The organism is Streptococcus gwangjuense, assembly GCF_003627155.1.
Taxonomy (GTDB): Bacteria; Bacillota; Bacilli; order Lactobacillales; family Streptococcaceae; genus Streptococcus; species Streptococcus gwangjuensis.
In genome coordinates, this window is the sequence record NZ_CP032621.1 from 604,537 (window position 1) to 627,814 (window position 23,278).

Annotated in this window: 27 protein-coding genes and 1 pseudogene; 20 read left to right on the plus strand and 8 right to left on the minus strand. The window is 41.0% G+C overall.

All coding sequences use genetic code 11. From position 1 onward, the window contains the following. Positions 1-6 precede the first annotated feature (6 nt). Positions 7-846, plus strand: a complete 840-nt coding sequence (locus tag D7D53_RS02975) for an amino acid ABC transporter substrate-binding protein (protein WP_120770078.1) — start codon at positions 7-9, stop codon at positions 844-846. 61 nt (positions 847-907) lie between these two features. On the opposite strand, the gene lysS is transcribed toward D7D53_RS02975, so the two are convergent. The 5 genes from lysS to D7D53_RS03000 form a co-directional block, all read right to left on the minus strand. Continuing rightward, entirely contained in the window at positions 908-2,398 is a 1,491-nt protein-coding gene (lysS, locus tag D7D53_RS02980; protein WP_120770079.1) for a lysine--tRNA ligase, read from the minus strand. 136 nt (positions 2,399-2,534) lie between these two features. Beyond that, positions 2,535-3,152, minus strand: a complete 618-nt coding sequence (locus D7D53_RS02985; protein WP_049547266.1) for a histidine phosphatase family protein — start codon at positions 3,150-3,152, stop codon at positions 2,535-2,537. Further along, complete coding sequence (locus D7D53_RS02990) at positions 3,152-3,634, minus strand: aminoacyl-tRNA deacylase (RefSeq protein WP_120770080.1); 483 nt, start codon at positions 3,632-3,634, stop codon at positions 3,152-3,154. Before D7D53_RS02990 ends, D7D53_RS02985 begins: the two co-directional genes overlap by 1 nt. Further along, the gene (locus tag D7D53_RS02995; protein WP_061864093.1) at positions 3,634-4,476 is read right to left on the minus strand and encodes a DUF368 domain-containing protein; all 843 of its coding nucleotides are present in this window, start codon (positions 4,474-4,476) and stop codon (positions 3,634-3,636) included. The genes D7D53_RS02990 and D7D53_RS02995 overlap by 1 nt, the downstream gene beginning before the upstream one ends. A 94-nt stretch (positions 4,477-4,570) precedes the next feature. Continuing rightward, the gene (locus D7D53_RS03000; RefSeq protein ID WP_120770081.1) at positions 4,571-5,371 is read right to left on the minus strand and encodes a glycoside hydrolase family 25 protein; all 801 of its coding nucleotides are present in this window, start codon (positions 5,369-5,371) and stop codon (positions 4,571-4,573) included. Between the two features lie 154 nt (positions 5,372-5,525). Between D7D53_RS03000 and glmU the strand changes: the two genes are divergently transcribed. The 7 genes from glmU to D7D53_RS03035 all read left to right on the plus strand — a co-directional run bounded on the left by glmU (position 5,526) and on the right by D7D53_RS03035 (position 11,526). After that, on the plus strand, positions 5,526-6,905 hold the full coding sequence (glmU, locus tag D7D53_RS03005) for a bifunctional UDP-N-acetylglucosamine diphosphorylase/glucosamine-1-phosphate N-acetyltransferase GlmU (protein ID WP_120770082.1): 1,380 nt from the start codon (positions 5,526-5,528) through the stop codon (positions 6,903-6,905). A 9-nt stretch (positions 6,906-6,914) separates the two neighbouring features. Next, a complete protein-coding gene (locus D7D53_RS03010; protein WP_120770083.1) occupies positions 6,915-7,460 on the plus strand; it encodes an NUDIX hydrolase in 546 nt (181 codons plus the stop codon). Positions 7,461-7,471: 11 nt separating this feature from the next. Continuing rightward, positions 7,472-7,783, plus strand: coding sequence for a cell wall synthase accessory phosphoprotein MacP (gene macP / locus D7D53_RS03015; RefSeq protein ID WP_000517861.1), 312 nt, complete (start codon positions 7,472-7,474; stop codon positions 7,781-7,783). A gap of 16 nt (positions 7,784-7,799) precedes the next feature. Then, positions 7,800-8,492 (plus strand): 5'-methylthioadenosine/adenosylhomocysteine nucleosidase, encoded by a 693-nt coding sequence (locus D7D53_RS03020; RefSeq protein ID WP_120770084.1) that lies wholly within the window; start codon positions 7,800-7,802, stop codon positions 8,490-8,492. 76 nt (positions 8,493-8,568) lie between these two features. Continuing rightward, positions 8,569-9,060, plus strand: a complete 492-nt coding sequence (rocS, locus tag D7D53_RS03025; protein WP_000021242.1) for a chromosome segregation protein RocS — start codon at positions 8,569-8,571, stop codon at positions 9,058-9,060. A 103-nt stretch (positions 9,061-9,163) separates the two neighbouring features. Next, complete coding sequence (locus D7D53_RS03030) at positions 9,164-9,754, plus strand: 3'-5' exonuclease (protein ID WP_120770085.1); 591 nt, start codon at positions 9,164-9,166, stop codon at positions 9,752-9,754. Positions 9,755-9,762: 8 nt separating this feature from the next. Beyond that, the gene (locus D7D53_RS03035; protein WP_120770086.1) at positions 9,763-11,526 is read left to right on the plus strand and encodes a glycerophosphoryl diester phosphodiesterase membrane domain-containing protein; all 1,764 of its coding nucleotides are present in this window, start codon (positions 9,763-9,765) and stop codon (positions 11,524-11,526) included. Positions 11,527-11,699: 173 nt separating this feature from the next. Here the strand turns inward: D7D53_RS03035 and D7D53_RS03040 are convergent, their stop codons facing one another. After that, positions 11,700-12,782, minus strand: a complete 1,083-nt coding sequence (locus D7D53_RS03040) for a DEAD/DEAH box helicase (protein ID WP_120770087.1) — start codon at positions 12,780-12,782, stop codon at positions 11,700-11,702. Then, positions 12,779-13,756, minus strand: coding sequence for a Gfo/Idh/MocA family protein (locus tag D7D53_RS03045; RefSeq protein WP_120770088.1), 978 nt, complete (start codon positions 13,754-13,756; stop codon positions 12,779-12,781). Before D7D53_RS03045 ends, D7D53_RS03040 begins: the two co-directional genes overlap by 4 nt. A 153-nt stretch (positions 13,757-13,909) precedes the next feature. Between D7D53_RS03045 and D7D53_RS03050 the strand changes: the two genes are divergently transcribed. From D7D53_RS03050 to rpmA, 4 genes are all read left to right on the plus strand, one after another. Continuing rightward, the gene (locus D7D53_RS03050; RefSeq protein WP_245941808.1) at positions 13,910-14,602 is read left to right on the plus strand and encodes a YoaK family protein; all 693 of its coding nucleotides are present in this window, start codon (positions 13,910-13,912) and stop codon (positions 14,600-14,602) included. Between the two features lie 273 nt (positions 14,603-14,875). Continuing rightward, positions 14,876-15,190: a 50S ribosomal protein L21 gene (rplU, locus tag D7D53_RS03060; RefSeq protein ID WP_000109141.1), complete on the plus strand. Its 315-nt coding sequence runs from the start codon at positions 14,876-14,878 to the stop codon at positions 15,188-15,190. Positions 15,191-15,205: 15 nt separating this feature from the next. Then, positions 15,206-15,550, plus strand: a complete 345-nt coding sequence (locus tag D7D53_RS03065) for a ribosomal-processing cysteine protease Prp (protein WP_000613699.1) — start codon at positions 15,206-15,208, stop codon at positions 15,548-15,550. A gap of 16 nt (positions 15,551-15,566) precedes the next feature. Next, positions 15,567-15,860 carry a 50S ribosomal protein L27 gene (gene rpmA / locus D7D53_RS03070; RefSeq protein WP_000916509.1) on the plus strand — a complete coding sequence of 98 codons (294 nt, stop codon included), beginning with the start codon at positions 15,567-15,569 and terminating at the stop codon, positions 15,858-15,860. A 165-nt stretch (positions 15,861-16,025) separates the two neighbouring features. Here rpmA and D7D53_RS10165 read toward each other — a convergent pair. Then, positions 16,026-16,097 (minus strand): annotated as a pseudogene (locus D7D53_RS10165) (AraC family transcriptional regulator); the annotation flags it as partial. On the opposite strand from D7D53_RS10165, the gene D7D53_RS03075 reads away from it, so the two are divergent. The 8 genes from D7D53_RS03075 to D7D53_RS03110 all read left to right on the plus strand — a co-directional run bounded on the left by D7D53_RS03075 (position 16,090) and on the right by D7D53_RS03110 (position 23,267). Further along, positions 16,090-16,998: a LysR family transcriptional regulator gene (locus D7D53_RS03075; RefSeq protein ID WP_001025694.1), complete on the plus strand. Its 909-nt coding sequence runs from the start codon at positions 16,090-16,092 to the stop codon at positions 16,996-16,998. The pseudogene D7D53_RS10165 and the gene D7D53_RS03075 sit on opposite strands and share 8 nt — an antisense overlap. Continuing rightward, positions 16,995-17,456, plus strand: coding sequence for a signal peptidase II (gene lspA / locus D7D53_RS03080; protein ID WP_000745686.1), 462 nt, complete (start codon positions 16,995-16,997; stop codon positions 17,454-17,456). The genes D7D53_RS03075 and lspA overlap by 4 nt, the downstream gene beginning before the upstream one ends. Beyond that, on the plus strand, positions 17,446-18,336 hold the full coding sequence (locus tag D7D53_RS03085; RefSeq protein WP_084929891.1) for an RluA family pseudouridine synthase: 891 nt from the start codon (positions 17,446-17,448) through the stop codon (positions 18,334-18,336). The genes lspA and D7D53_RS03085 overlap by 11 nt, the downstream gene beginning before the upstream one ends. Positions 18,337-18,445: 109 nt before the next feature. Next, positions 18,446-19,555: a glutamate 5-kinase gene (gene proB / locus D7D53_RS03090; RefSeq protein WP_218961676.1), complete on the plus strand. Its 1,110-nt coding sequence runs from the start codon at positions 18,446-18,448 to the stop codon at positions 19,553-19,555. Between the two features lie 9 nt (positions 19,556-19,564). Then, positions 19,565-20,827: a glutamate-5-semialdehyde dehydrogenase gene (locus D7D53_RS03095; RefSeq protein ID WP_120770091.1), complete on the plus strand. Its 1,263-nt coding sequence runs from the start codon at positions 19,565-19,567 to the stop codon at positions 20,825-20,827. Positions 20,828-20,830: 3 nt separating this feature from the next. Continuing rightward, positions 20,831-21,628 carry a pyrroline-5-carboxylate reductase gene (gene proC, locus D7D53_RS03100; protein WP_004261379.1) on the plus strand — a complete coding sequence of 266 codons (798 nt, stop codon included), beginning with the start codon at positions 20,831-20,833 and terminating at the stop codon, positions 21,626-21,628. Between the two features lie 113 nt (positions 21,629-21,741). Continuing rightward, positions 21,742-22,380, plus strand: a complete 639-nt coding sequence (gene tmk / locus D7D53_RS03105) for a dTMP kinase (RefSeq protein ID WP_120770092.1) — start codon at positions 21,742-21,744, stop codon at positions 22,378-22,380. Then, positions 22,377-23,267, plus strand: coding sequence for a DNA polymerase III subunit delta' (locus D7D53_RS03110; protein ID WP_120770093.1), 891 nt, complete (start codon positions 22,377-22,379; stop codon positions 23,265-23,267). Before tmk ends, D7D53_RS03110 begins: the two co-directional genes overlap by 4 nt. Positions 23,268-23,278: the final 11 nt, after the last annotated feature.

Consider the following 23,278-nt stretch of genomic DNA (forward strand, 5'->3'; position numbering starts at 1 on the left):
GTGCCGATGACTAATAAGAAAATTGCTTTAGTATTGGTTTCTCTCCTGACTCTCTTTTTAACGGCCTGTACTCAGAAAGCTAGTGATCCAAAGCAGGATAACTGGGATAAGTATCAAGAGCAGGGAACCATTACTATTGGTTTTGACAATACCTTTGTACCCATGGGTTTTGAAGAAAAGAATGGCCAATATACAGGCTTTGATATTGATTTGGCACAAGCTGTCTCTGAAAAATTAGGTGTCAAGGTGCAATTTCAGCCAATCGACTGGGATATGAAGGAGACGGAACTGCAAAATGGAACCATAGACGCCATCTGGAATGGCTATTCTGCCACAGATGAGCGCCGAGAGAACGTTGCTTTTAGCATTCCTTATATGGAAAATCAGCAGGTTCTGGTTGCTAAGAAAAACCAGCAGATTCATTCAGTAGAGGATATGAAGGATAAGACCTTGGGAGCCCAAGCAGGTTCCTCTGGTTATTTAGACTTTGAAGCCAAGCCAGATTTATTGAAAAATCGTGTCAAAGACCAGAAGGCTAATCAGTACCAGAGTTTTAATGAGGCCTTGATTGATTTGAAAAATGACCGGATTGATGCCTTGTTGATTGACCGAGTGTATGCTAATTACTATCTCCAGTCTGAGGGTATATTAAATGACTACAATGTCCTTTCAGCAGGATTTGAAAGTGAATCCTTTGCGGTCGGAGTTAGACCAGCTGATAAAAGATTATTAACAGCATTAAACCAGGCCTTTGTTCAACTATACCAAGAAGGAAAGCTCCAAGAAATCAGCCAAAAATGGTTTGGAGAAGATGTGGCAACAAAAGAAGTGAAAAGTAGAGATTGAGTTTTTCCTCAGTCTCTTTTTGTATCGAAAAATCCCCTGACAAGAGTCAGAGGATAAGAGCTTATTTCATTGTTGGGAAGAGCAATACGTCACGGATAGTGGTTGTGTCAGTGAGGAGCATGCAGAGACGGTCGATACCTATTCCTAAACCACCTGTTGGAGGCATACCGTATTCAAGGGCTTCAATGTAGTCGTAGTCGATGCCTGTCGCTTCATCGTCACCAAGTTCTTTGGCTTTGGCTTGGGCTTCGAAACGGCTAAGCTGGTCGATTGGGTCGTTCAACTCAGTAAAGGCATTACCGTACTCCTTAGTCATGATGAAGAGCTCGAAACGGTCAGTAAAGCGTTCGTCTTCAGGATTTTTCTTAGCCAGTGGAGATACAGCTACTGGATGTCCATAAACAAAGGTTGGTTGGATCAAAGTTTCTTCAACAAACTCTTCAAAGAAGGCATTGATAATGTGACCAACTTCAGTGTAGTGTTTCTCAACTGGAACTTTTTTCTCAGCAGCGATAGCTTTGGCTTCCTCCAAAGTCATGTCTTGCCAGAAATCGACACCAGTAATTTCTTTGATAGCATCAACCATGTGAACACGTTTAAATGGTTGGTTAATCTTGATTTCAGTACCTTGATAGTTGACTGGACCATCTCCCTTAACTGATTTAGCAGCGTGTTGGATAATACCTTCCGTCAAGTCCATGATGTCTTGGAAGTCTGCATAAGCTTGGTAAACTTCGATAGAAGTAAACTCAGGGTTGTGAGTAGCATCCATTCCTTCGTTACGGAAGATACGGCCAATTTCATAGACGCGTTCCATACCACCGACGATAAGGCGTTTCAAGTGAAGCTCAGTCGCGATACGAAGTACCATGTCAATGTTTTGGGCATTGTGGTGAGTGATAAATGGACGGGCAGCAGCACCACCAGCTTCGTTGTGAAGAACAGGTGTTTCCACTTCAAGGAAACCTTTTTGATCAAGGTAACGACGGATTTCAGAGATGATTTTTGAACGAGTGACAAAACGCTCAAAACTTTCACGGTTAGAAATCAAGTCAAGGTAACGTTTACGGTAAATTGTTTCAACGTCTGTCAAACCGTGGAATTTCTCAGGAAGAGGACGAAGAGCCTTAGACAAGTGTGTGATGTGAGTAGCTTTGATAGAGAGTTCTCCCATATCTGTACGCATGACTTCGCCTTCGACACCAAGGAAGTCACCAAGGTCTGCTTTTTTGAAGATTTCATAGTTTTCTTCACCGACAGCATCCTTACGAACGTAGATCTGGATTTGACCTTCGCGGTCTTGAAGGTGAGCAAAACCTACTTTACCTTTACCACGTTTGGTTACCAAGCGTCCAGCGATAGTAGCTGTTTCGTTTTTATCATGTAATTGTTCTTTATCGAGGTCAGCAAATTTATCTTTTAATTCTTGTGAATTTGCAGTGCGTTCAAAGCGTTTTCCGAAAGGATCGATTCCTTGTTCACGAAGCGCAGCCATTTTTTCACGGCGAACGATCTGCTGGTCATTTAGTTCTTCCATATGTTCTGTTGACATGGGATCCTCCTAGTTTTACTCAAAATTGAATACGATGAGTCATTTTTGCGATACTCCCATTTTATCATAAATAGCCAAGAAATTCACGGATAATCTTTCAAAACTAAAAAGAACTTGACGCTAAAATCAAGTTCTGTTATTGATAGGAAGTATCATTCCAAGTATCGAGAGTAAATGTTTCAAAATCATGGGTTTCTAGAATTGTCAGGCTGGCATTTGCTAGACCGCCATCTTTACGAAGAAGTGGTTCTTTATATCCTAGAAGAGTACGAAGACTGGCAGTAAGATTGGCACCGTGACCGACAATTAGAATACGCTCAGCTGGACTATCTTTTAATGATTTGATAAATTGGATGGTCCGTTGTGTGGTGCTATAGAGGGATTCGGCTCCAAACATTTGAGTGTCAAATTGAGCAAGATTAGATCGAAAAGCTTTGATTTGTTGCGGGTAAATAGCTTCCAAGGTTGCGATTTTCAAACCTTCTAACTTCCCCAGCTGCCATTCACGGAGATTAGAAACACTTTCTAAAGGACAGGGTGTCTTGAGTTGACTTTGGATAATCTCAGCAGATTTGACCGCTCGAGGTAAATCACTTGAATAAATCTGATCGAAAGGAACATCCTTGAGATACTGCCCTAGTTGTTTTAGGGTGTCAATAGATTCAGGAAGAAGGGGAGAATCTCCGCTAGCACCTTGAAAGCGTCCTTCTTGGTTCCAGACTGTACGACCGTGGCGGACAAAGTAGAGTTTCATTACTTACTGTCCTCCAAGATATCTGCAAAGTCAGCTTTTACAAAGCTAGCCAAGTCTTGTGGTGCGACGATAATGCTGTGACCAACTTCTCCAGCAGAGACAATCATTTGATCCAAGTCTAGAGCAATCTTATCGATAAAAATGGGGTAATTGTGTTTCTGACGAATTCCGACAGGATTATTGGCTCCATGAATATAACCTGTTGTTTTTTCCAAGTCCTTTTGTGGAATCATGCTCACTTTTTTATTGCCAGAAATTTTGGCTAGTTTCTTTTCCGACAAGTGTTGAGTGATAGGGACAATTCCGATAATTGGTCCGGTTTTATCTCCCAAAAGCGCCAAGGTTTTGAAAATCTGATCTCGTTCATAACCTTGAGGAAAATCTCCTTCCAGGGCATTGATTTGAATCCCCTGATGTGGGATACCTGCTTTAGACAGGATTTGTTCCACCAATGTTTTTTTGATTTTAACTTTTTTTGCCATTATTTATATTTATCCTCCAATTGGCTCATCCAAATACCAAGCCAGATTCCCAGTGCAAAGAAGAAGGCGATGATGACATAGCCGACAAGTGAAAGACCAGTGTATTGGATACTTTCAGCGTTTCCTGCATTTGGAATCAAAATCAAAAGGGTACTTGATAAGACGATACCGATGATGAAATGATAGACGCGTGAGTGGTAGTTGTTTAAGGCATAATCCATCAATTTTGAAAAAATGATGAGAGTTGCACCTGCCCCGATTCCAATCGGGAAGAAGGTTCCCAAGAGGTCAAAGGTTTTAAAACCAGTCAACATAGGAGCATAGAGACCCAAAATCAAAAGTAGATTTGATGGACTGAGGCCAGGAACCAATACGCCAAGAGCCAGCAGTGCACCAGCTAGGACGAAATTAAGAAAGCTGGCACTTAAGGTTCCAACAACAAAATTTAAGGCATAGAGTCCTAATCCAGAAATGATAAAGGTTGTCCAGAACCAAGCTAAATCAATCTTGTCTCGGTCAGATTCTCGAGTTGATTCCTTGAGGAGGCTAGGAACTGTACCAATGATGGCACCCGCAAAGCTCCATAAGACAAAGACCTGATAATTGTCAAGCAGGTATTCAATCGGGTAGGAAAATAAGCCGATTCCCAGAAGCATACCGATGGCAACGGGAATAAAGTACAAAACATTTTCTTTAAAGTCTTTAAAGGGATGGGCCAGAAAGCCAATCATTCGTTCATAGATTCCTAAGATTGCTGCTAGAACCCCTCCGGAAATTCCCGGTAGAATAAATCCAAGAGCAATGACAATCCCTTTAATAACACGTGCTAACCATGAGAGCATATTGTTCCTCCAACTATTTCTATTTCAAAAAATCCTTACTATATTGTATCACAATCAAACACAAAAAGAAAAAGCAAATGATAAACAAATGCTTTTAAGGTTTTAAAAAGAGTTTTCTAAAGGTTTCTTCTTTATTTTTTAAGGAAGAGATGACGTTGATATCCAAATCGTGGTCAAAGCCAGCAATTTTCCCTTTAGAAGTGTATTGGTGAATATCGTAATCTAAGTCAGTCTTAGGAGTTGCCTCGTAAAATCCTGAGTCAGAACCATAGGAAGGAATCCAAACAGACGTAAACTTGTCAGTATCAATACTGTGTTCTTCCATGAAGTAGACTCCGACGTAGATTCCGATATTTTTAGCACCTAGTGATTCTAGTTTTGCACGAAAGGCTTCAACACCTTCGTTCATATTGGACATGGTTTTTTCTTCCACATCTAGCCAATAGTAGCTAGGGCTGTATGGCGATGCGGAATTATAAAAACTTTCAGCAGCTTTTTCCATTTCTTGGATACTTTTACCTGCCACATAAGCGTAGACACCTACTGGGACATTTCGTTTTTGAAACTCGGTAATATGGTTTTTAAAGGCTTTATCTACCCCATTAACAAAAGAAGCATCATTTTCTTTGGATGTTTGAGCACCACTATGAACACGAACGATGGCTCCAGAAATGTTTTGGGAAAGAGTATCGTAATTAATTTCTTCAGGTCGTTGCCAACCAGAAACATCAATTACTGGTTTATCTATATTATGTAGTGCTTGTGTTTCTACTTGCGCGATATTTGACTTTGTTTTTACAGGATGGTCCTCAAAACGAGGGCGATTTAGGATTAAAATGAAAATCATAATTCCAAAAAAACCAAATAAAATAAGCGGATTAATTTTCTTTCTCATACCTTATAATTTTACCTTAAAAATGAAAAAAAATCAAAAAAAATACTCAAAAAATGGGTTAAGAAAAGACTTTAGAGCATTTTTTCATTCAAGAGCGCGGAATGATTTGAAATATGGTATAATAAAAGGGAATTTCTAGAGAAAAGAGAAGATTATGTCAAATTATGCCATTATTTTAGCAGCGGGTAAAGGAACTCGCATGAAATCGGATTTGCCAAAAGTTTTGCACAAGGTTGCGGGTATTTCTATGCTAGAACATGTTTTCCGTAGTGTGGGAGCTATCCAACCTGAAAAGACAGTAACAGTTGTAGGACACAAGGCGGAATTGGTGGAAGAGGTCTTGGCTGGACAGACAGAATTTGTAACTCAATCTGAACAGTTAGGGACTGGCCATGCAGTTATGATGACAGAGCCTATCCTAGAAGGTTTGTCAGGTCATACCTTGGTAATCGCAGGGGATACTCCTTTAATCACAGGTGAAAGCTTGAAAAACTTGATTGATTTCCACATCAATCATAAAAATGTGGCCACTATCTTGACTGCTGAAACAGATAATCCTTTTGGCTATGGACGAATTGTACGTAATGACAATGCTGAGGTTCTTCGCATTGTTGAGCAGAAGGATGCTACAGATTTTGAAAAGCAAATCAAGGAAATCAACACTGGAACTTACGTCTTTGATAACGAGCGTTTGTTTGAGGCTTTGAAAAATATCAATACCAACAATGCTCAAGGAGAATACTATATTACAGACGTCATTGGTATTTTCCGTGAAGCTGGTGAAAAAGTTGGCGCTTATACTTTGAAAGATTTTGATGAAAGTCTTGGGGTAAATGACCGTGTGGCACTTGCGACTGCTGAGTCGGTTATGCGCCGTCGCATCAATCATAAACACATGGTCAATGGGGTTAGCTTTGTCAACCCAGAAGCAACTTATATCGATATTGATGTTGAGATTGCTCCCGAAGTTCAAATCGAAGCCAATGTTACCTTGAAAGGGCACACGAAAATTGGTGCTGAGACTGTTTTGACAAATGGTACTTATATAGTGGATAGCACTATCGGAGCAGGAGCTGTTATTACCAATTCTATGATTGAGGAAAGCAGTGTTGCAGACGGTGTGACAGTCGGCCCTTATGCCCACATTCGTCCAGGTTCATCTCTAGGTGCCCAAGTCCACATTGGGAACTTTGTTGAGGTGAAAGGCTCTTCAATCGGTGAGAATACCAAGGCTGGTCATTTGACTTATATCGGAAACTGTGAAGTGGGTAGCCATGTTAACTTTGGTGCTGGAACCATTACAGTCAACTATGACGGCAAAAACAAATACAAGACAGTCATTGGAAACAATGTCTTTGTTGGTTCAAATTCAACCATTATTGCGCCAGTAGAGTTAGGTGACAATTCCCTTGTTGGAGCTGGTTCAACGATTACCAAAGATGTTCCAGCGGATGCTATTGCTATTGGTCGTGGTCGTCAGGTCAATAAAGACGAATATGCAACACGCCTTCCTCATCATCCTAAGAATCAGTAGGAGTCTATCATGGAATTTGAAGAAAAAACGCTTAGCCGAAAAGAAATCTATCAAGGACCAATATTTAAACTGGTTCAAGATCAGGTTGAATTACCAGAAGGCAAGGGAACTGCCCAACGGGATTTGATTTTCCACAATGGAGCTGTCTGTGTTTTAGCGGTAACGGATGAGCAAAAGCTTATCTTGGTCAAGCAGTACCGCAAGGCCATTGAGGCAGTCTCTTATGAAATTCCAGCCGGAAAATTGGAAGTAGGAGAAAATACAGACCCTGTAGCAGCAGCCCTTCGTGAGTTAGAGGAAGAAACAGCCTATACAGGGAAATTAGAACTCTTATACGATTTTTACTCAGCCATTGGCTTTTGTAATGAAAAATTAAAACTATACCTAGCAAGCGATTTGATAAAGGTAGAAAATCCGCGTCCGCAGGATGAAGATGAGACCTTGGAAGTTCTTGAAGTGAGCTTAGAAAAAGCCAAGGAATTGATCCAATCAGGTCATATCTGTGATGCCAAGACAATTATGGCTGTTCAGTATTGGGAATTGCACAAAAAATAGAGGAGGTCAGTATGGGTAAACCTTTATTAACGGATGAAATGATTGAAAGAGCTAATAGAGGCGAAAAGATTTCAGGTCCTCCTTTGCTAGATGATGAGGAGACAAAAATTTTACCAACCTCTTCTTCCCGTTTTGGTTATGCCAATCCTAAGGATCATGGTTTTAGCCAAGAAACCTTGAAGATTCAGGTCGAACCGTCTATTCATAAAAGCCGTCGCATTGAAAATACCAAGAGAAATGTCTTCAATTCTAAGTTGAATAAAATCTTATTTGCTGTCATCTTTCTCTTGATTTTGCTTGTCTTAGCAATGAAACTTTTGTAATAGAAAAGGAATTGAAATGAAAATAGGAATTATTGCGGCTATGCCAGAAGAACTGGCTTATCTGGTCCAGCATTTAGACAATGCCCAAGAGCAAGTTGTTTTGGGGAATACCTATCACATAGGAACCATTGCCTCTCATGAAGTCGTTCTTGTAGAAAGTGGAATTGGTAAAGTTATGTCTGCTATGAGTGTAGCGATTTTGGCTGATCATTTCCAGGTGGATGCTCTAATTAATACGGGCTCAGCTGGGGCAGTAGCAGAAGGTATCGCTGTTGGGGATGTCGTGATTGCTGACAAGTTAGCCTATCATGATGTGGATGTTACAGCTTTTGGCTATGCTTATGGGCAAATGGCGCAACAACCGCTTTATTTCGAATCAGATAAAACCTTTGTTGCCAAAATCCAAGAGAGTTTATCTCAATTGGATCAAAACTGGCATCTTGGTTTGATTGCTACAGGAGATAGTTTTGTTGCAGGAAATGATAAGATAGAAGCGATTAAGTCTCATTTCCCAGATGTTTTAGCCGTGGAGATGGAGGGGGCAGCTATTGCTCAAGCAGCGCATGCTCTTGATCTTCCAGTACTAGTCATCCGAGCTATGAGTGACAATGCCAACCATGAAGCGAACATCTCTTTTGATGAGTTTATTATCGAAGCTGGACGTCGCTCTGCCCAAGTCTTATTAGCCTTTTTGAAGGCCTTAAATTAAGCGAAAATTTGACAGTTTTTCTAGCTTATGATAAGATTTAAGTAAAGAAAAGCTAGAAAACGTTTCAGAGGATATTATGAGCATTGAAATGACCGTCAGTGAGATTGCAGAGGTCTTAGGATTATCTCGCCAAGCAATCAATAACCGTGTCAAAGAATTACCAGAAGAAGACACAGATAAAAATGATAAAGGGGTAACAGTCGTTACCAGAAGTGGCTTGATTAAGCTAGAAGAAATCTATAAAAAAACGATTTTTGAAGATGAGCCTGTCAGTGAAGATGTCAAGCAACGTGAACTGATGGAGATTCTGGTTGATGAGAAGAATGCAGAAATTCTTCGTCTCTATGAACAATTAAAAGCCAAGGATCGTCAGTTATCAGAAAAAGACGAGCAGATGCGTATCAAAGACCGTCAGATTGCTGAGAAAGACAAACAACTCGATCAGCAGCAACAATTGACCCTTCAAGCCATGAAGGATCAAGAAAATCTTAAGCTAGAGCTGGACCAAGCAAAAGAAGAAGTCCAATCCACTAAGAAAGGCTTTTTTGCTCGTTTATTTGGAGGATAATCAAGGAGCTGTTTAGGTTAAATGCTAACCTGATGGCTTCTTTTATTTCTAATCTAAATAGTATAGTTGATCAAGTAAAATAACAGTAGAGGAGAGGTATAGAATGGAACGATTAGAAGATTACATTGCTTTTGACTTAGAATTTAATCAGCATGAAGGACAAACACACTTGATTCAAGTATCGGCAGTGCGTTTTAGAGATGGTCAGGAAATCGATGCCTATGATTCCTATGTTCATACCAGTGTTCCCTTAAAAAGTTTTATCAATGGTTTGACTGGGATTACAGCTGAGACTCTAAAAGATGCTCCCCCAGTGGAGAAAGTTATAAAAGATTTCCAAGAGTTTGTGGGTTCTTTACCCATGGTTGGCTACAATGCTGCTAAAAGTGATTTGCCTATTCTAGCGGATCATGGTTTAGATTATAGCCAGCAGTATAAGGTGGATTTGTATGATGAAGCTTTTGAACGTCGGAGTTCGGATTTACACGGTATTGCCAATCTCAAATTGCAAACCGTTGCCTCGTTTCTTGGATTTCAAGGTCAGTCTCATAATAGCTTAGAGGATGCTCGTATGACGGCGCGTGTTTACGAGTCTTTTCTAGAGTCGGATCAAGCTAGAGAATTGTTAGGGACAGAAAGTAGCCTATCAAATAATCCTTTTGGGGGCTTGGACTTGTCTCAATTATTTGACTAGGAGTGCCTATGAAACCTGAAAAACCTAAAAATCTAGGTTTTAAGCAGATATACTTTAATCTAGATAAAATACTCTTTCTATTTTTCTTGACTTTCATGATGATTGAGTTTGTCTGGTTACCATCAAATTCTTGGATTGCTGGACTTTTACTCCGTCAGACAGGCTATCTCTTTCTTTCCTACAATAATATTTTTGCCATTATAACGGGTTCACCCTTTATTAGTTTTGCTTTATTTGTTCTGGTAATTGTTAATTTATTGATCGCCTATTACCAGATAGGACTTCTCTTTATCGGTGCTCGTCATTTATTATGTCATGAAAAGAGGACCTTGCTAGAGTACAGTCGCAAGGTCTTTCATCAAAGTTTCTTGTTTATGAAGCAAGTCACGCTTGCAAAGATAGCCTTTATCTTCTTTTATGTCATGATGCTCTTTCCATTGATTAGAAAGATTTTAAAGATTTACTACCTCAATAAAATTGTCATTCCGGACTTTATCGTTGATCATGTAGAAGACAAGTATTGGCTAGTAGGTATAGTGGTTACTATTCTGACTTTACTGCTATTTTACATTTCAGTGCGCTTGATGTTTGCCCTACCTCAGCTTTTATTTGAGAAAAAAACAGTCAAAGAAGCGGTCAGATACAGTCTAGAGAAGACAAGAAAGCACTCCTGGTTTTATATTTGGAACTTGCTTTGGATTATCGTCAAAACATACCTATTTTTCATTCTTTTATTGATTCCAATCTTGGCAAGTCAGGCACTAATGGATGGTTTGACCCATAAGGAATCTCTTGTACTGGGAATTATCAACTTTGTCTTGATTAAGAATTTCCACTATATGGCCTTGACTTACTTTCTTATTAAATTTGTTTCCTTCTTAACAGGAGAAGAATTAGAAATCACACCAAGGCGAAAGAAAGACCACTGGATGAGATGGGGAGTGATGGGCTGTGCTGGTATCTTTTTCGCTCTTGAGGGTTATGTTTATTTGGAAGCTCCAGTTGCCAATAAACCTTTAATTATCTCTCACAGGGGAGTATCCAATAAGAATGGTGTGCAGAATACAGTTCAATCTTTAGAAAAGACAGCCCAACTAAGTCCAGACTTTGTTGAGACAGATGTTCAGGAAACGAAAGATGGCCAGTTTGTCATGATGCATGATGCCAATATCAAGAATCTGACAGGTGTTAATGCCAATCCACAGGATCTAACTTTGAAAGAATTAACCAAACTCGATATTTCAGAAAATGGTTATCATAGCAAGGTGTCCAGTTTTGATGACTACCTCAATAAAGCCAATGAATTGCATCAAAAACTTCTTATTGAGATTAAGACCAGTCGAAAAGATAGCCCAGATATGATGAAACGCTTTATGGAAAAATATGGAACGGTTCTTAAGCAGAATGGTCACCAAATGCAATCCTTGGACTACCATGTGATTGATCAGGTTTTAGCCTACGATTCTCAAATTCCAATCTATTTCATCCTACCTTATAATAGTATTTTTCCAAGAACCAAGGCTACAGGTTATACCATGGAGTATTCAACTTTAGATGAAAATTTTGTCAACAAGCTTTGGAATACCGATCAGAAATTGTACGTGTGGACTATCAATAGTTCAGAGTCCTTTGATAAATCTGTTCATTTGGGTGCAGACGGCATGATAACGGATGACTTGGAAATGATTCAAGATCAGGTTTCCATTGCCCAAGAAGACCCAGAGTATACGGATTTACTGTTCAAACAGGCTATGGAATTCTTTAATTTTTAGTAAGCAAAAAGAGCCTGAGACGAAATAGTTCTCAACCACAAAAAAGCAACGGCAAATCCGTTGCTTTTTTGGAGATAAGGGACTATTGTCCTAGGCTCAGTCTTGAGATAAGGTCCTTAGAAACTCGTATTCTGAGGATCTTATCTTAAATCAGAGGTTGGCAAGAGCCAACCTTATTTGATATAGAGTTCTTGATTTTTTAGGATAATCTCTCGTACACTTGTAAACTTTTTGAGTTTTTTGATTTCTTCTGGATGAGTGACGAGAGTGATAACGTAACCTTCCTTGCCCATACGACCAGTACGGCCAGCACGGTGGGTGTAGGTTTCCATATCTCTAGGAACATCAAAGTTTACGACGCATTCTAGGCTATCAATATCAATTCCACGAGCCAAAAGGTCAGTTGCAAGGAGCAGGGTTAGTTGCTTGTCTTTAAACTTTTCTAAGATGACTTTTCTAAATTTGACATTGACATCACTAGCTAGAGAAACAGCCAAGATATCACGATACTGTAATTTTTCTTCTGCGCTTCCAAGGTCTGATAGGCTGTTAAAGAAGACCAGACCGCGGAAATCCTCAACATGAGCTAGTTTTCGTAGCATATCCACTCGGTGACGTTGATCAACCTGCATATAGAAATGTTGGATGTTGTCCAATTTTTGGTCAGAAAGATCAATGGTACGTGTGCTAGGCGCAATCTTTTCTTGGTCAAACTTGGCCGTCGCACTCATGTAGATGAGTTGGTGGTCACGAGGTGCGTAGTGAGTAATTTTCTCGACAAAGTGAATTTGAGAATCATCTAGTAATTGATCAAATTCATCCAGGATGATGGTTTCTACATTCATCATCTTGATTTTTTTCAATTTAATTAGTTCAAAGATACGGCCAGGAGTTCCAATCAGAATTTCTGGTCCTTTTTTTAGGCGTTCAATCTGGCGTTTCTGGCTCGAACCTGATAAGAAGAGTTGGGCAGTCAAGCCGATAGCTTCAGCCCATGTTTTACACACTTCAAAAATCTGTCCAGCAAGTTCAGTATTTGGTGCTAGAATCAAGAGTTGTTGGGCTTTTTTCTTTTGTAGTCTGAGAAGACTTGGTAGAAGGTAAGCTAGGGTCTTACCAGTTCCTGTTGGGCTCACTCCTAGGAGGTTTTCTCCAGCAAGAAGGGGCTCAAATAGTTGAATTTGAATGGGGGTAAATTCTTGGAAACCGAGTTGGTCACTTAGTTCTTGCCATTCAGTAGGTAGTTTGGTTTTCATTTTTCTGCCTCAAATCTAATGCCAGCAGTCTGGCGCATGGTATATAGTAGCTCATGAACATAACTTGCATCTTCCAGCCAAGTTTGGTAGAGATTCAGATCTGGTTGCTGGATCATGTGTGCAAATGCAGCAACTTCCTCAGTCATCGTATGAGGAGCTTGTTGGATAGGGAGCTGAACTTGATTGCCTTGATGGTCGGTAAAAATAGCCGAGCGAACATGCTCAATCGTGTTGAGAGTCAAGGTTCCATCTGTTGTGTAAATTTCGCAAGGAAGATTGGAAGTGATGTTTTTCCCAGCTTTGATATGAACTTGAAAATCAGGGTAAAAGAGGATTCCGTCTCCATTCAGGTCAATGCTATTGTCAAGCTGTTGCCCCTGATAGGTTGCATCCTGAGCTTTTCCAAAGAGGCGAATAGCAGCATAGAGGGGATAAATCCCCAAATCCATGAGAGCACCGCCAGCAAAACGATCTGAGAAGACATTTGGTATCTCCCCAGCCAACAAGTTAGGCATTTTGGAAGAATACTTGGCATAGTTGAAATCTGCCCCTAAAATTTGCTTGTCTGCTAAAAAGTTTTTGATGATAGTGAAAGCTTTTTCATGGTGATTGCGAGCTGCTTCGAATATAAAACAGTGATTTTTCTCAGCTGTATGTCTCAAATCTAGCCATTCTTGTGGCTGAGTGACAGCTGGCTTTTCAAGAATGACATGTTTACCTGCAGTCAATGAAGCTTTTGCCTGAGCAAAATGCAAGGAGTTTGGGCTAGCAATATAGACCACATCAAATGAGCTCTTCAAGAAATCCTCTACTTGATCAAAGAGTTGGATATTCTGATAGCGAGAAGCAAAGGATGCCGCAGTTTCTAGTTTTCTAGAATAGACTGCGACCAGCTTGTATTCTCCACTGGAATGGGCTGCTTCTATGAAGTGGTGGCTGATAGCCCCTGTTCCGATGACACCTAATTTAAGCATAGTTACTCCTTTTCCGATTTCAAATCCTTCTTTCATTATAACACAGATAGACGGGACTATCCAACAGAGGGTAAAAAATTTCAAATTAGCTACTAGGCCTTTTCCAAAGAAAGTGGTACAATAATGAGATGAGTAAATGAAATGGGAGGGAAAATGAGGTTATTACCTATAAGAAAAATATCACGTCAGTCTAAGAGGCTAGCGCTTTTTTTGACGTTTTGTGCAGGATATGTAGATGCCTATACGTTTATTGTGCGAGGGAATACTCTTGTAGCTGGACAAACTGGGAATGTCGTATTTCTTTCAGTGGGACTTATTCAACATAATGTTTCTGATGCCAGTGCTAAAGTAATGACCTTGCTAGCTTTTATGATGGGGGTCTTTTTACTAACTGTTTATAAGGAAAAATTGAGAATTGTGAAAAAACCAATTTTGTCACTGATTCCTTTGGCAATCTTATCAATAGTTATCGGTTTTGTGCCGCAGACTGTAGATAATATCTATCTAGTGCCACCCTTGGCCTTCTGTATGGGGTTGGTGACAACTGCTTTTGGAGAAGTGTCGGGTATTGCCTACAATAACGCTTTTATGACAGGGAACATCAAACGGACCATGCTGGCTTTTGGAGATTATTTCCGAACTAAACACACTCCTTTTTTGCGTGAAGGGTTTATATTTGTTAGCCTTCTTAGTAGTTTTGTTCTTGGCGTTGTCTTTTCAGCCTATTTGACGATTTTCTATCATGAAAAGACCATTCTTGGTGTTCCTATTATGATGAGTATTTTTTACCTCAGCATGCTTTTTGCCAAGTGGCGGAAAAAAGTAAAAGAAAAAGATTCATTTTAGGTGTTATTACTTGTAAGAAAACAGGAGATATGCTATACTTGAAGAGTTGACTATGCACAATCCTGTGCAACCGCACGAACATCGTTGCTCGTCGTATAACAAATTTAAACTTCGTCATTGTCGCCTTGCCTAACATAAGTTATGTCTTCGGCTCAATTCCTAGTTTATTCTTTGTTATACTTAGAGCTCTTCTTTTAAGTGGTTTGTCCCACGATGCTAGGCGAGTCTTCACAAAAATTCGGGGAAACCCATAAAAATCATAGGAGGTGCATAATGAGCACATACGCAATTATCAAAACTGGCGGAAAACAAGTTAAAGTTGAAGTTGGTCAAGCAGTTTACGTTGAAAAATTGAACGTTGAAGCTGGTCAAGAAGTTACTTTTAACGAAGTTGTTCTTGTTGGTGGTGAAAACACTGTTGTCGGAACTCCACTTGTTGCTGGAGCTACTGTAGTTGGAACTGTTGAAAAACAAGGAAAACAAAAGAAAGTTGTTACTTACAAGTACAAACCTAAAAAAGGTAGCCATCGTAAACAAGGTCACCGTCAACCATATACAAAAGTTGTCATCAACGCAATCAACGCTTAATTTTAAGGAGAACACATGATACAAGCAGTCTTTGAGAGAGCCGAAGATGGCGAGCTGAGGAGTGCGGAAATTACTGGACACGCCGAGAGTGGCGAATACGGCTTAGATGTCGTGTGTGCATCGGTTTCTACGCTTGCCATTAACTTTATCAATTCTATTGAGAAATTTGCAGGCTATGAACCAATCCTAGAATTAAACGAAGATGAAGGTGGCTATCTGATGGTTGAAATTCCAAAAGATCTTCCTTCACACCAGAGAGAAATGACCCAGTTATTCTTTGAATCATTTTTCTTAGGTATGGCAAACTTATCGGAGAACTCTTCTGAGTTCGTCCAAACCAGAGTTATCACAGAAAACTAACACGGAGGAAAACATTATGTTAAAAATGACTCTTAACAACTTGCAACTTTTCGCCCACAAAAAAGGTGGAGGTTCTACATCAAACGGACGTGATTCACAAGCAAAACGTCTTGGAGCTAAAGCAGCTGACGGACAAACTGTAACAGGTGGATCAATCCTTTACCGTCAACGTGGTACACACATCTACCCAGGTGTGAACGTTGGACGTGGTGGAGACGATACTTTGTTCGCTAAAGTTGAAGGCGTAGTACGCTTTGAACGTAAAGGACGCGATAAAAAACAAGTTTCTGTTTACCCAATCGCTAAATAAAAAGGTCCAGTGAACCTTTTTATGCCGAGCCTTGAAATGTAAAGGCGAGGAAGCTAGAAGTAGCATTAAATAAGGCTTTCCGAGTTTTCGGAGAGCCTATTTTTTGTTTTGATACCCATGATTTTTTCTTTCTTAGTGTAGATGAATTTTATGAGTGACATTATTTTTCTTCGATGGAAAACTTCTAAAATATGGTATAATGAAAAAATAAAGAAGTTGGGGGTAGAAGATGAACATTCAACAATTACGCTATGTTGTTGCCATTGCCAATAGTGGGACTTTCCGTGAAGCTGCTGAAAAGATGTATGTTAGTCAGCCGAGTCTGTCCATTTCTGTTCGTGATTTGGAAAAAGAGTTGGGTTTTAAGATTTTCCGTCGGACCAGCTCAGGGACTTTCTTGACTCGTCGTGGTATGGAATTCTATGAAAAAGCGCAAGAATTGGTTAAAGGATTTGATATTTTTCAAAATCAGTATGCCAATCCTGAAGAAGAAAAAGATGAATTTTCCATTGCTAGTCAGCACTATGACTTCTTGCCACCGACGATTACGGCTTTTTCAGAGCGCTATCCTGACTATAAGAACTTTCGTATTTTTGAATCAACTACTGTTCAAATCTTAGACGAAGTGGCCCAAGGGCACAGTGAGATTGGGATTATCTACCTCAACAATCAAAATAAAAAAGGGATTATGCAACGCGTTGAAAAGTTGGGCCTTGAGGTCATTGAGTTGATTCCCTTTCATACCCATATTTATCTTCGTGAAGGGCATCCTTTAGCCCAGAAAGAGGAATTGGTCATGGAGGATTTAGCTGATTTACCAACGGTTCGTTTTACTCAAGAGAAAGACGAGTACCTTTATTATTCAGAGAATTTTGTTGATACCAGCGCGAGCTCACAGATGTTCAATGTGACAGACCGTGCTACCTTGAATGGTATTTTAGAGCGGACGGACGCCTATGCGACAGGTTCTGGATTTTTAGATAGTGATAGTGTTAATGGTATCACAGTTATTCGTCTCAAGGATAACCTAGATAATCGCATGGTTTATGTTAAACGTGAAGAAGTGGAGCTGAGTCAAGCTGGGACTCTCTTTGTAGAAGTCATGCAAGAATATTTTAATCAGAAGAGGAAATCATGAAAAAAAGAGGAATAGTGGCAGTCATTGTACTACTTTTGATTGGGCTTGATCAGTTGGTAAAATCCTATATCGTCCAGCAGATTCCACTGGGTGAAGTACGCTCTTGGATTCCCAATTTCGTTAGTTTGACCTACCTGCAAAATCGAGGTGCAGCCTTTTCTATCTTACAAGATCAGCAGTTGTTATTCGCTGTCATTACCCTGGTTGTCGTGGTAGGTGCCATTTGGTATCTACATAAACACATGGAGGACTCATTCTGGATGGTCTTGGGTTTGACCTTGATTATCGCAGGTGGTCTTGGAAACTTTATTGACAGGGTAAGTCAGGGCTTTGTTGTGGATATGTTTCACTTGGACTTTATCAATTTTGCAATTTTCAATGTGGCAGATAGCTATCTGACTGTTGGAGTGATTATTTTATTGATTGCAATGCTAAAAGAGGAAATAAATGGAAATTAAAATTGAAACTGGTGGCCTGCGTTTAGATAAGGCTTTGTCGGATTTGACAGAATTATCACGCAGTCTCGCGAATGAACAAATCAAATCAGGTCAGGTTTTGGTCAATGGCCAAGTCAAGAAAGCTAAATACACTGTCCAAGAGGGCGATGTCGTTACTTACCATGTGCCAGAACCAGAGGTTTTAGAGTATGTGGCTGAGAATCTTCCACTAGAAATCATCTATCAAGATGAGGATGTGGCCGTCGTTAACAAGCCTCAGGGGATGGTTGTGCATCCGAGTGCTGGTCATACTAGTGGAACTCTGGTAAATGCCCTCATGTACCATATCAAGGACTTGTCGGGTATCAATGGGGTTCTGCGTCCAGGAATTGTTCACCGTATTGATAAGGATACGTCAGGCCTTCTCATGATTGCTAAAAACGATGAGGCGCATCTAGCACTTGCCCAAGAACTGAAGGATAAAAAGTCTCTTCGCAAATATTGGGCGATTGTTCATGGAAATCTGCCTAATGATCGTGGTGTCATTGAAGCTCCGATTGGCCGTAGTGAAAAAGACCGTAAGAAACAGGCTGTGACTGCTAAAGGGAAGCCTGCAGTAACCCGTTTCCACGTCTTGGAACGCTTTGGAGATTATAGCTTAGTGGAGTTACAACTGGAGACAGGGCGTACCCATCAAATCCGTGTTCACATGGCTTATATTGGTCATCCAGTCGCTGGTGATGAAGTCTATGGCCCTCGCAAGACTTTGAAAGGACATGGACAATTTCTTCATGCCAAGACTCTAGGATTTACGCATCCACGAACAGGTGAGATCTTGGAATTTACAGCAGATATCCCAGAGATTTTTAAGGAAACCTTGGAGAGATTGAGAAAGAATTAGATTTGATAAAAGGTTGAGATGGCTTGTCTCGACCTTTTTCCTATCAACTCTTTTCTATTTCCTGCCATTCATGTTATAATGGATAAATATGAAGAATCGGAGTGAGACTATGAAATTCAAACGGATTGTCTTTAAGGTGGGGACTTCTTCTCTGACGAATGAGGATGGAAGTTTATCACGTAGTAAAGTAAAAGCTATTACCCAACAGTTGGCTATGCTGCACGAGGCTGGTCATGAATTGATTTTGGTGTCGTCAGGTGCCATTGCGGCTGGTTTTGGGGCTTTAGGATTTAAAAAGCGTCCGACTAAGATTGCTGATAAACAGGCTTCAGCAGCGGTAGGACAAGGGCTTTTGTTGGAAGAATACACGACCAATCTTCTCTTGCGCCAAATCGTTTCTGCACAAATTTTGCTGACTCAGGATGATTTTGTGGATAAGCGCCGTTATAAAAATGCCCATCAGGCTTTGTCAGTTCTACTTAGCCGTGGCGCGATTCCTATTATCAATGAGAATGACAGTGTCGTTATTGATGAGCTCAAGGTCGGGGACAATGACACTCTAAGTGCTCAGGTAGCATCCATGGTCCAAGCAGACCTTTTGGTCCTCCTGACAGACGTAGACGGTCTTTATACTGGAAATCCTAATTCAGATCCAACAGCCAAACGCTTGGAGAAAATCGAGACTATCAATCGTGAGATTATTGATATGGCCGGTGGGGCAGGTTCTTCAAACGGAACTGGGGGCATGCTAACAAAAATCAAGGCTGCAACTATTGCGACAGAATCAGGAGTTCCTGTTTATATCTGCTCATCCTTGAAGTCAGATGCCATGATTGAGGCAGCTGAGGAGACCAAGGATGGTTCCTACTTTGTTGCTCAAGAGAAGGGACTTCGTACCCAGAAACAATGGCTGGCCTTTTATGCTCAGAGTCAAGGTTCTATTTGGGTTGATAAAGGGGCTGCAGAAGCTCTTTCTCAACATGGAAAGAGTCTTCTCTTATCTGGTGTTGTTGACGCAGAAGGATCCTTTTCTTACGGTGATATCGTGACAGTATTTGACAAGGAAAGTGGAAAATCACTTGGAAAAGGACGTGTGCAATTTGGAGCATCTGCTTTGGAGGATATGTTGCGTTCTCAAAAAGCCAAGGGGGTCTTGATTCACCGTGACGATTGGATTTCCATTACTCCTGAAATCCAACTACTCTTTACAGAATTTTAGAGGTAAACTATGGTAAGTACACAAGAACAATTTGAACAGGTACAGGCTGTTAAAAAATCAATCAACACAGCCAGTGAAGTCGTGAAAAACCAAGCTCTGCTAGCCATGGCTGATCACTTAGTGGCTGCTACTGAGGAAATTTTAGCGGCCAATGCCCTCGATATGGAAGCGGCCAAGGGTAAAATCTCAGATGTGATGCTGGATCGTCTTTATTTGGATGCAGGGCGTATAGAAGCAATGGCAACTGGGATTCGTGAAGTGGTTGCCTTACCAGATCCAATAGGTGAAGTTTTAGAAACAAGTCATCTTGAAAATGGTTTGGTTATCACCAAAAAACGTGTGGCTATGGGTGTTATCGGTATTATCTATGAAAGTCGTCCAAATGTGACGTCAGACGCAGTTGCTTTGGCTCTCAAGAGTGGAAATGCGGTTGTTCTTCGTAGTGGGAAGGATGCCTATCAAACTGCCCATGCCATTGTCACAGCCTTGAAGAAGGGCTTGGAAACGACTACTATTCACCCAGATGTGATTCAACTGGTGGAAGATACCAGCCGTGAAAGTAGCTATGCCATGATGAAGGCCAAGGGCTATCTAGACCTTCTCATTCCTCGTGGAGGGGCTGGCTTGATCAATGCCGTGGTTGAGAATGCGATTGTACCTGTTATCGAAACAGGGACTGGGATTGTCCATGTTTATGTGGATAAGGACGCAGACGAAGACAAGGCCCTGTCTATCATCAACAATGCTAAAACCAGTCGTCCTTCTGTCTGCAATGCCATGGAGGTTCTGCTGGTTCATGAAGACAAGGCAGCAAGTTTCCTTCCTCGCTTGGAGCAAGTGCTGGTTGAGAATCGAAAAGAAGCTGGGTTGGAACCAATTCAATTCCGCTTGGATAGCAAAGCAAGCCAGTTTGTTTCAGGTAAAGTAGCTGAAGCAAAAGACTTTGACACCGAGTTTTTAGACTATGTTCTAGCTGTTAAGGTTGTGAGCAGTTTAGAAGAAGCGATTGCCCATATTGAAGCCCACAGTACCCATCATTCGGATGCCATTGTGACTGAAAATGCTGAAGCTGCAGCTTACTTTACAGATCAAGTGGACTCTGCAGCGGTGTATGTTAATGCCTCAACTCGTTTCACAGATGGTGGCCAATTTGGTCTTGGTTGTGAAATGGGGATTTCTACTCAGAAATTGCACGCGCGTGGTCCCATGGGCTTGAAAGAGTTGACCAGCTACAAGTATGTGATCACTGGTGATGGACAGATAAGGGAGTAAGAGATGAAGATTGGATTTATCGGTTTGGGGAATATGGGTGCTAGCTTGGCCAAGTCTGTTTTGCAGGCCAAGACGTGTGATGACATTCTTCTTGCCAATCGTAGTCAAGCCAAGGTGGATGCTTTCATCGCCAACTTTGGTGGTCAGGCTTCCAGCAATGACGAAATCTTTGCAGAAGCAGATGTGATTTTTCTAGGAGTGAAGCCTGCTCAGTTTTCTGAACTGCTTTCTCAATACCAGACCATCCTTGAAAAAAGAGAAAGTCTTCTTTTGATTTCCATGGCAGCTGGATTGACTTTAGAAAAACTAGTAAGTCTTATCCCAAGTCAACACCGAATTATTCGTATGATGCCAAATACCCCTGCTTCTATCGGACAAGGAGTGATTAGTTATGCCTTGTCTTCTAATTGCAGGGCTGAGGACAGTGAGCTCTTTTGTCAGCTTTTAACTAAGGCTGGTCTCTTGGTTGAACTGGGAGAAGGATTAATCGACGCGGCGACAGGTCTTGCAGGTTGTGGACCGGCCTTTGTCTATCTCTTTATCGAAGCCTTGGCAGATGCAGGTGTTCAGACAGGATTACCACGAGAAACAGCATTGAAAATGGCAGCTCAAACAGTTGTCGGCGCTGGACGATTGGTCCTAGAAAGCCAAGAGCATCCTGGAGTCTTGAAAGACCAAGTTTGTAGCCCAGGAGGTTCGACTATCGCTGGTGTAGCAAGCTTAGAAGCGCATGCTTTTCGAGGAACAGTCATGGATGCAGTTCATCAATCCTACAAACGAACACAAGAATTAGGTAAATAAGAGGTAGTTTTATCTGCCTCTTTTATGGTGGTTGAAATGAGAAGACAAAAAGATTGTCACAAACCCCTATTTTTTTGATAGAATAGAAGTAGTAAAAAAGAAATGAGTTAGACATGTCAAAAGGATTTTTAGTCTCTCTTGAGGGACCAGAGGGGGCAGGAAAGACCAGTGTTTTAGAGGCTCTGCTACCAATTTTAGAGGAAAAAGGGGTAGAGGTGCTGACGACCCGTGAACCAGGCGGAGTCTTGATTGGGGAGAAGATTCGGGAAGTAATTTTGGACCCAAGTCATACTCAGATGGATGCGAAGACAGAACTTCTTCTCTATATCGCCAGTCGCAGACAGCACTTGGTGGAAAAAGTTCTTCCAGCACTTGAAGCTGGCAAGTTGGTCATTATGGACCGCTTCATCGATAGTTCTCTTGCCTATCAGGGATTTGGTCGTGGCTTGGATATTGACGCCATTGACTGGCTCAATCAGTTTGCGACAGACGGCCTTAAACCCGATTTGACACTCTATTTTGATATCGAGGTGGAAGAGGGACTGGCTCGCATTGCTGCTAATAGCAATCGTGAGGTCAATCGTTTGGACTTGGAAGGATTGGACTTGCATAAAAAAGTCCGTCAAGGTTACCTTTCTCTTCTGGACAAAGAAGGAAGTCGTATTGTCAAGATTGATGCTAGTTTTCCTTTGGAGCAAGTTGTGGAAACTACCAAGTCTGTCTTGTTTGATAGAATGGGATTGGCTAAATGAAACAAGATCAACTAAAGGCCTGGCAGCCAGATCAGTTTGACCGTTTTGTCCGTATCCTAGAACAAGACCAGCTCAATCACGCCTATCTTTTTTCAGGTTTCTTTGGAAGTTTGGAAATGGCGCAATTTTTGGCTAAGAGCCTCTTCTGTGCAGAGAAGGTAGGCGTTTTACCATGTGAGAAATGCCGAAATTGTAAGCTGATTGAACAGGGAGAATTTCCCGATGTCACTTTGATTAAGCCAGTCAATCAGGTCATAAAGACAGAACGCATTCGGGAATTGGTGGGACAATTTTCCCAAGCAGGGATTGAAAGCCAGCAGCAGGTCTTTATTATCGAGCAAGCTGAGAAAATGCATCCTAATGCAGCCAATTCTCTGCTCAAGGTCATCGAAGAACCCCAGAGTGAGGTTTATATTTTCTTCTTGACCAGCGATGAGGAAAAGATCTTACCAACCATCCGCAGTCGGACGCAAATTTTTCACTTTAAAAAACAAGAAGAGAAGCTCATCTTGCTCTTAGAACAAATGGGACTGGTTAAGAAAAAAGCGACTCTCCTAGCTCAGTTTAGTCAATCGCGAGCTGAAGCAGAAAAGTTGGCTAATCAGGCAGGTTTTTGGACCTTGGTCGATGAAAGTGAACGCCTGCTGACTTGGTTAGTGGCTAAGAAAAAAGAAAGTTATCTGCAGGTTGCTAAACTAGCTAGCTTGGCAGATGACAAGGAAAAACAAGACCAGGTTTTACGGATTCTTGAAGTTCTCTGTGGACAAGATATCCTACAAGCAAGAGTAAGAGTGATTCTACAAGATTTGCTAGAAGCTAGAAAAATGTGGCAAGCTAATGTCAGCTTTCAAAATGCCATGGAATATCTGGTCTTGAAAGAAATATAAACTCAAAAATG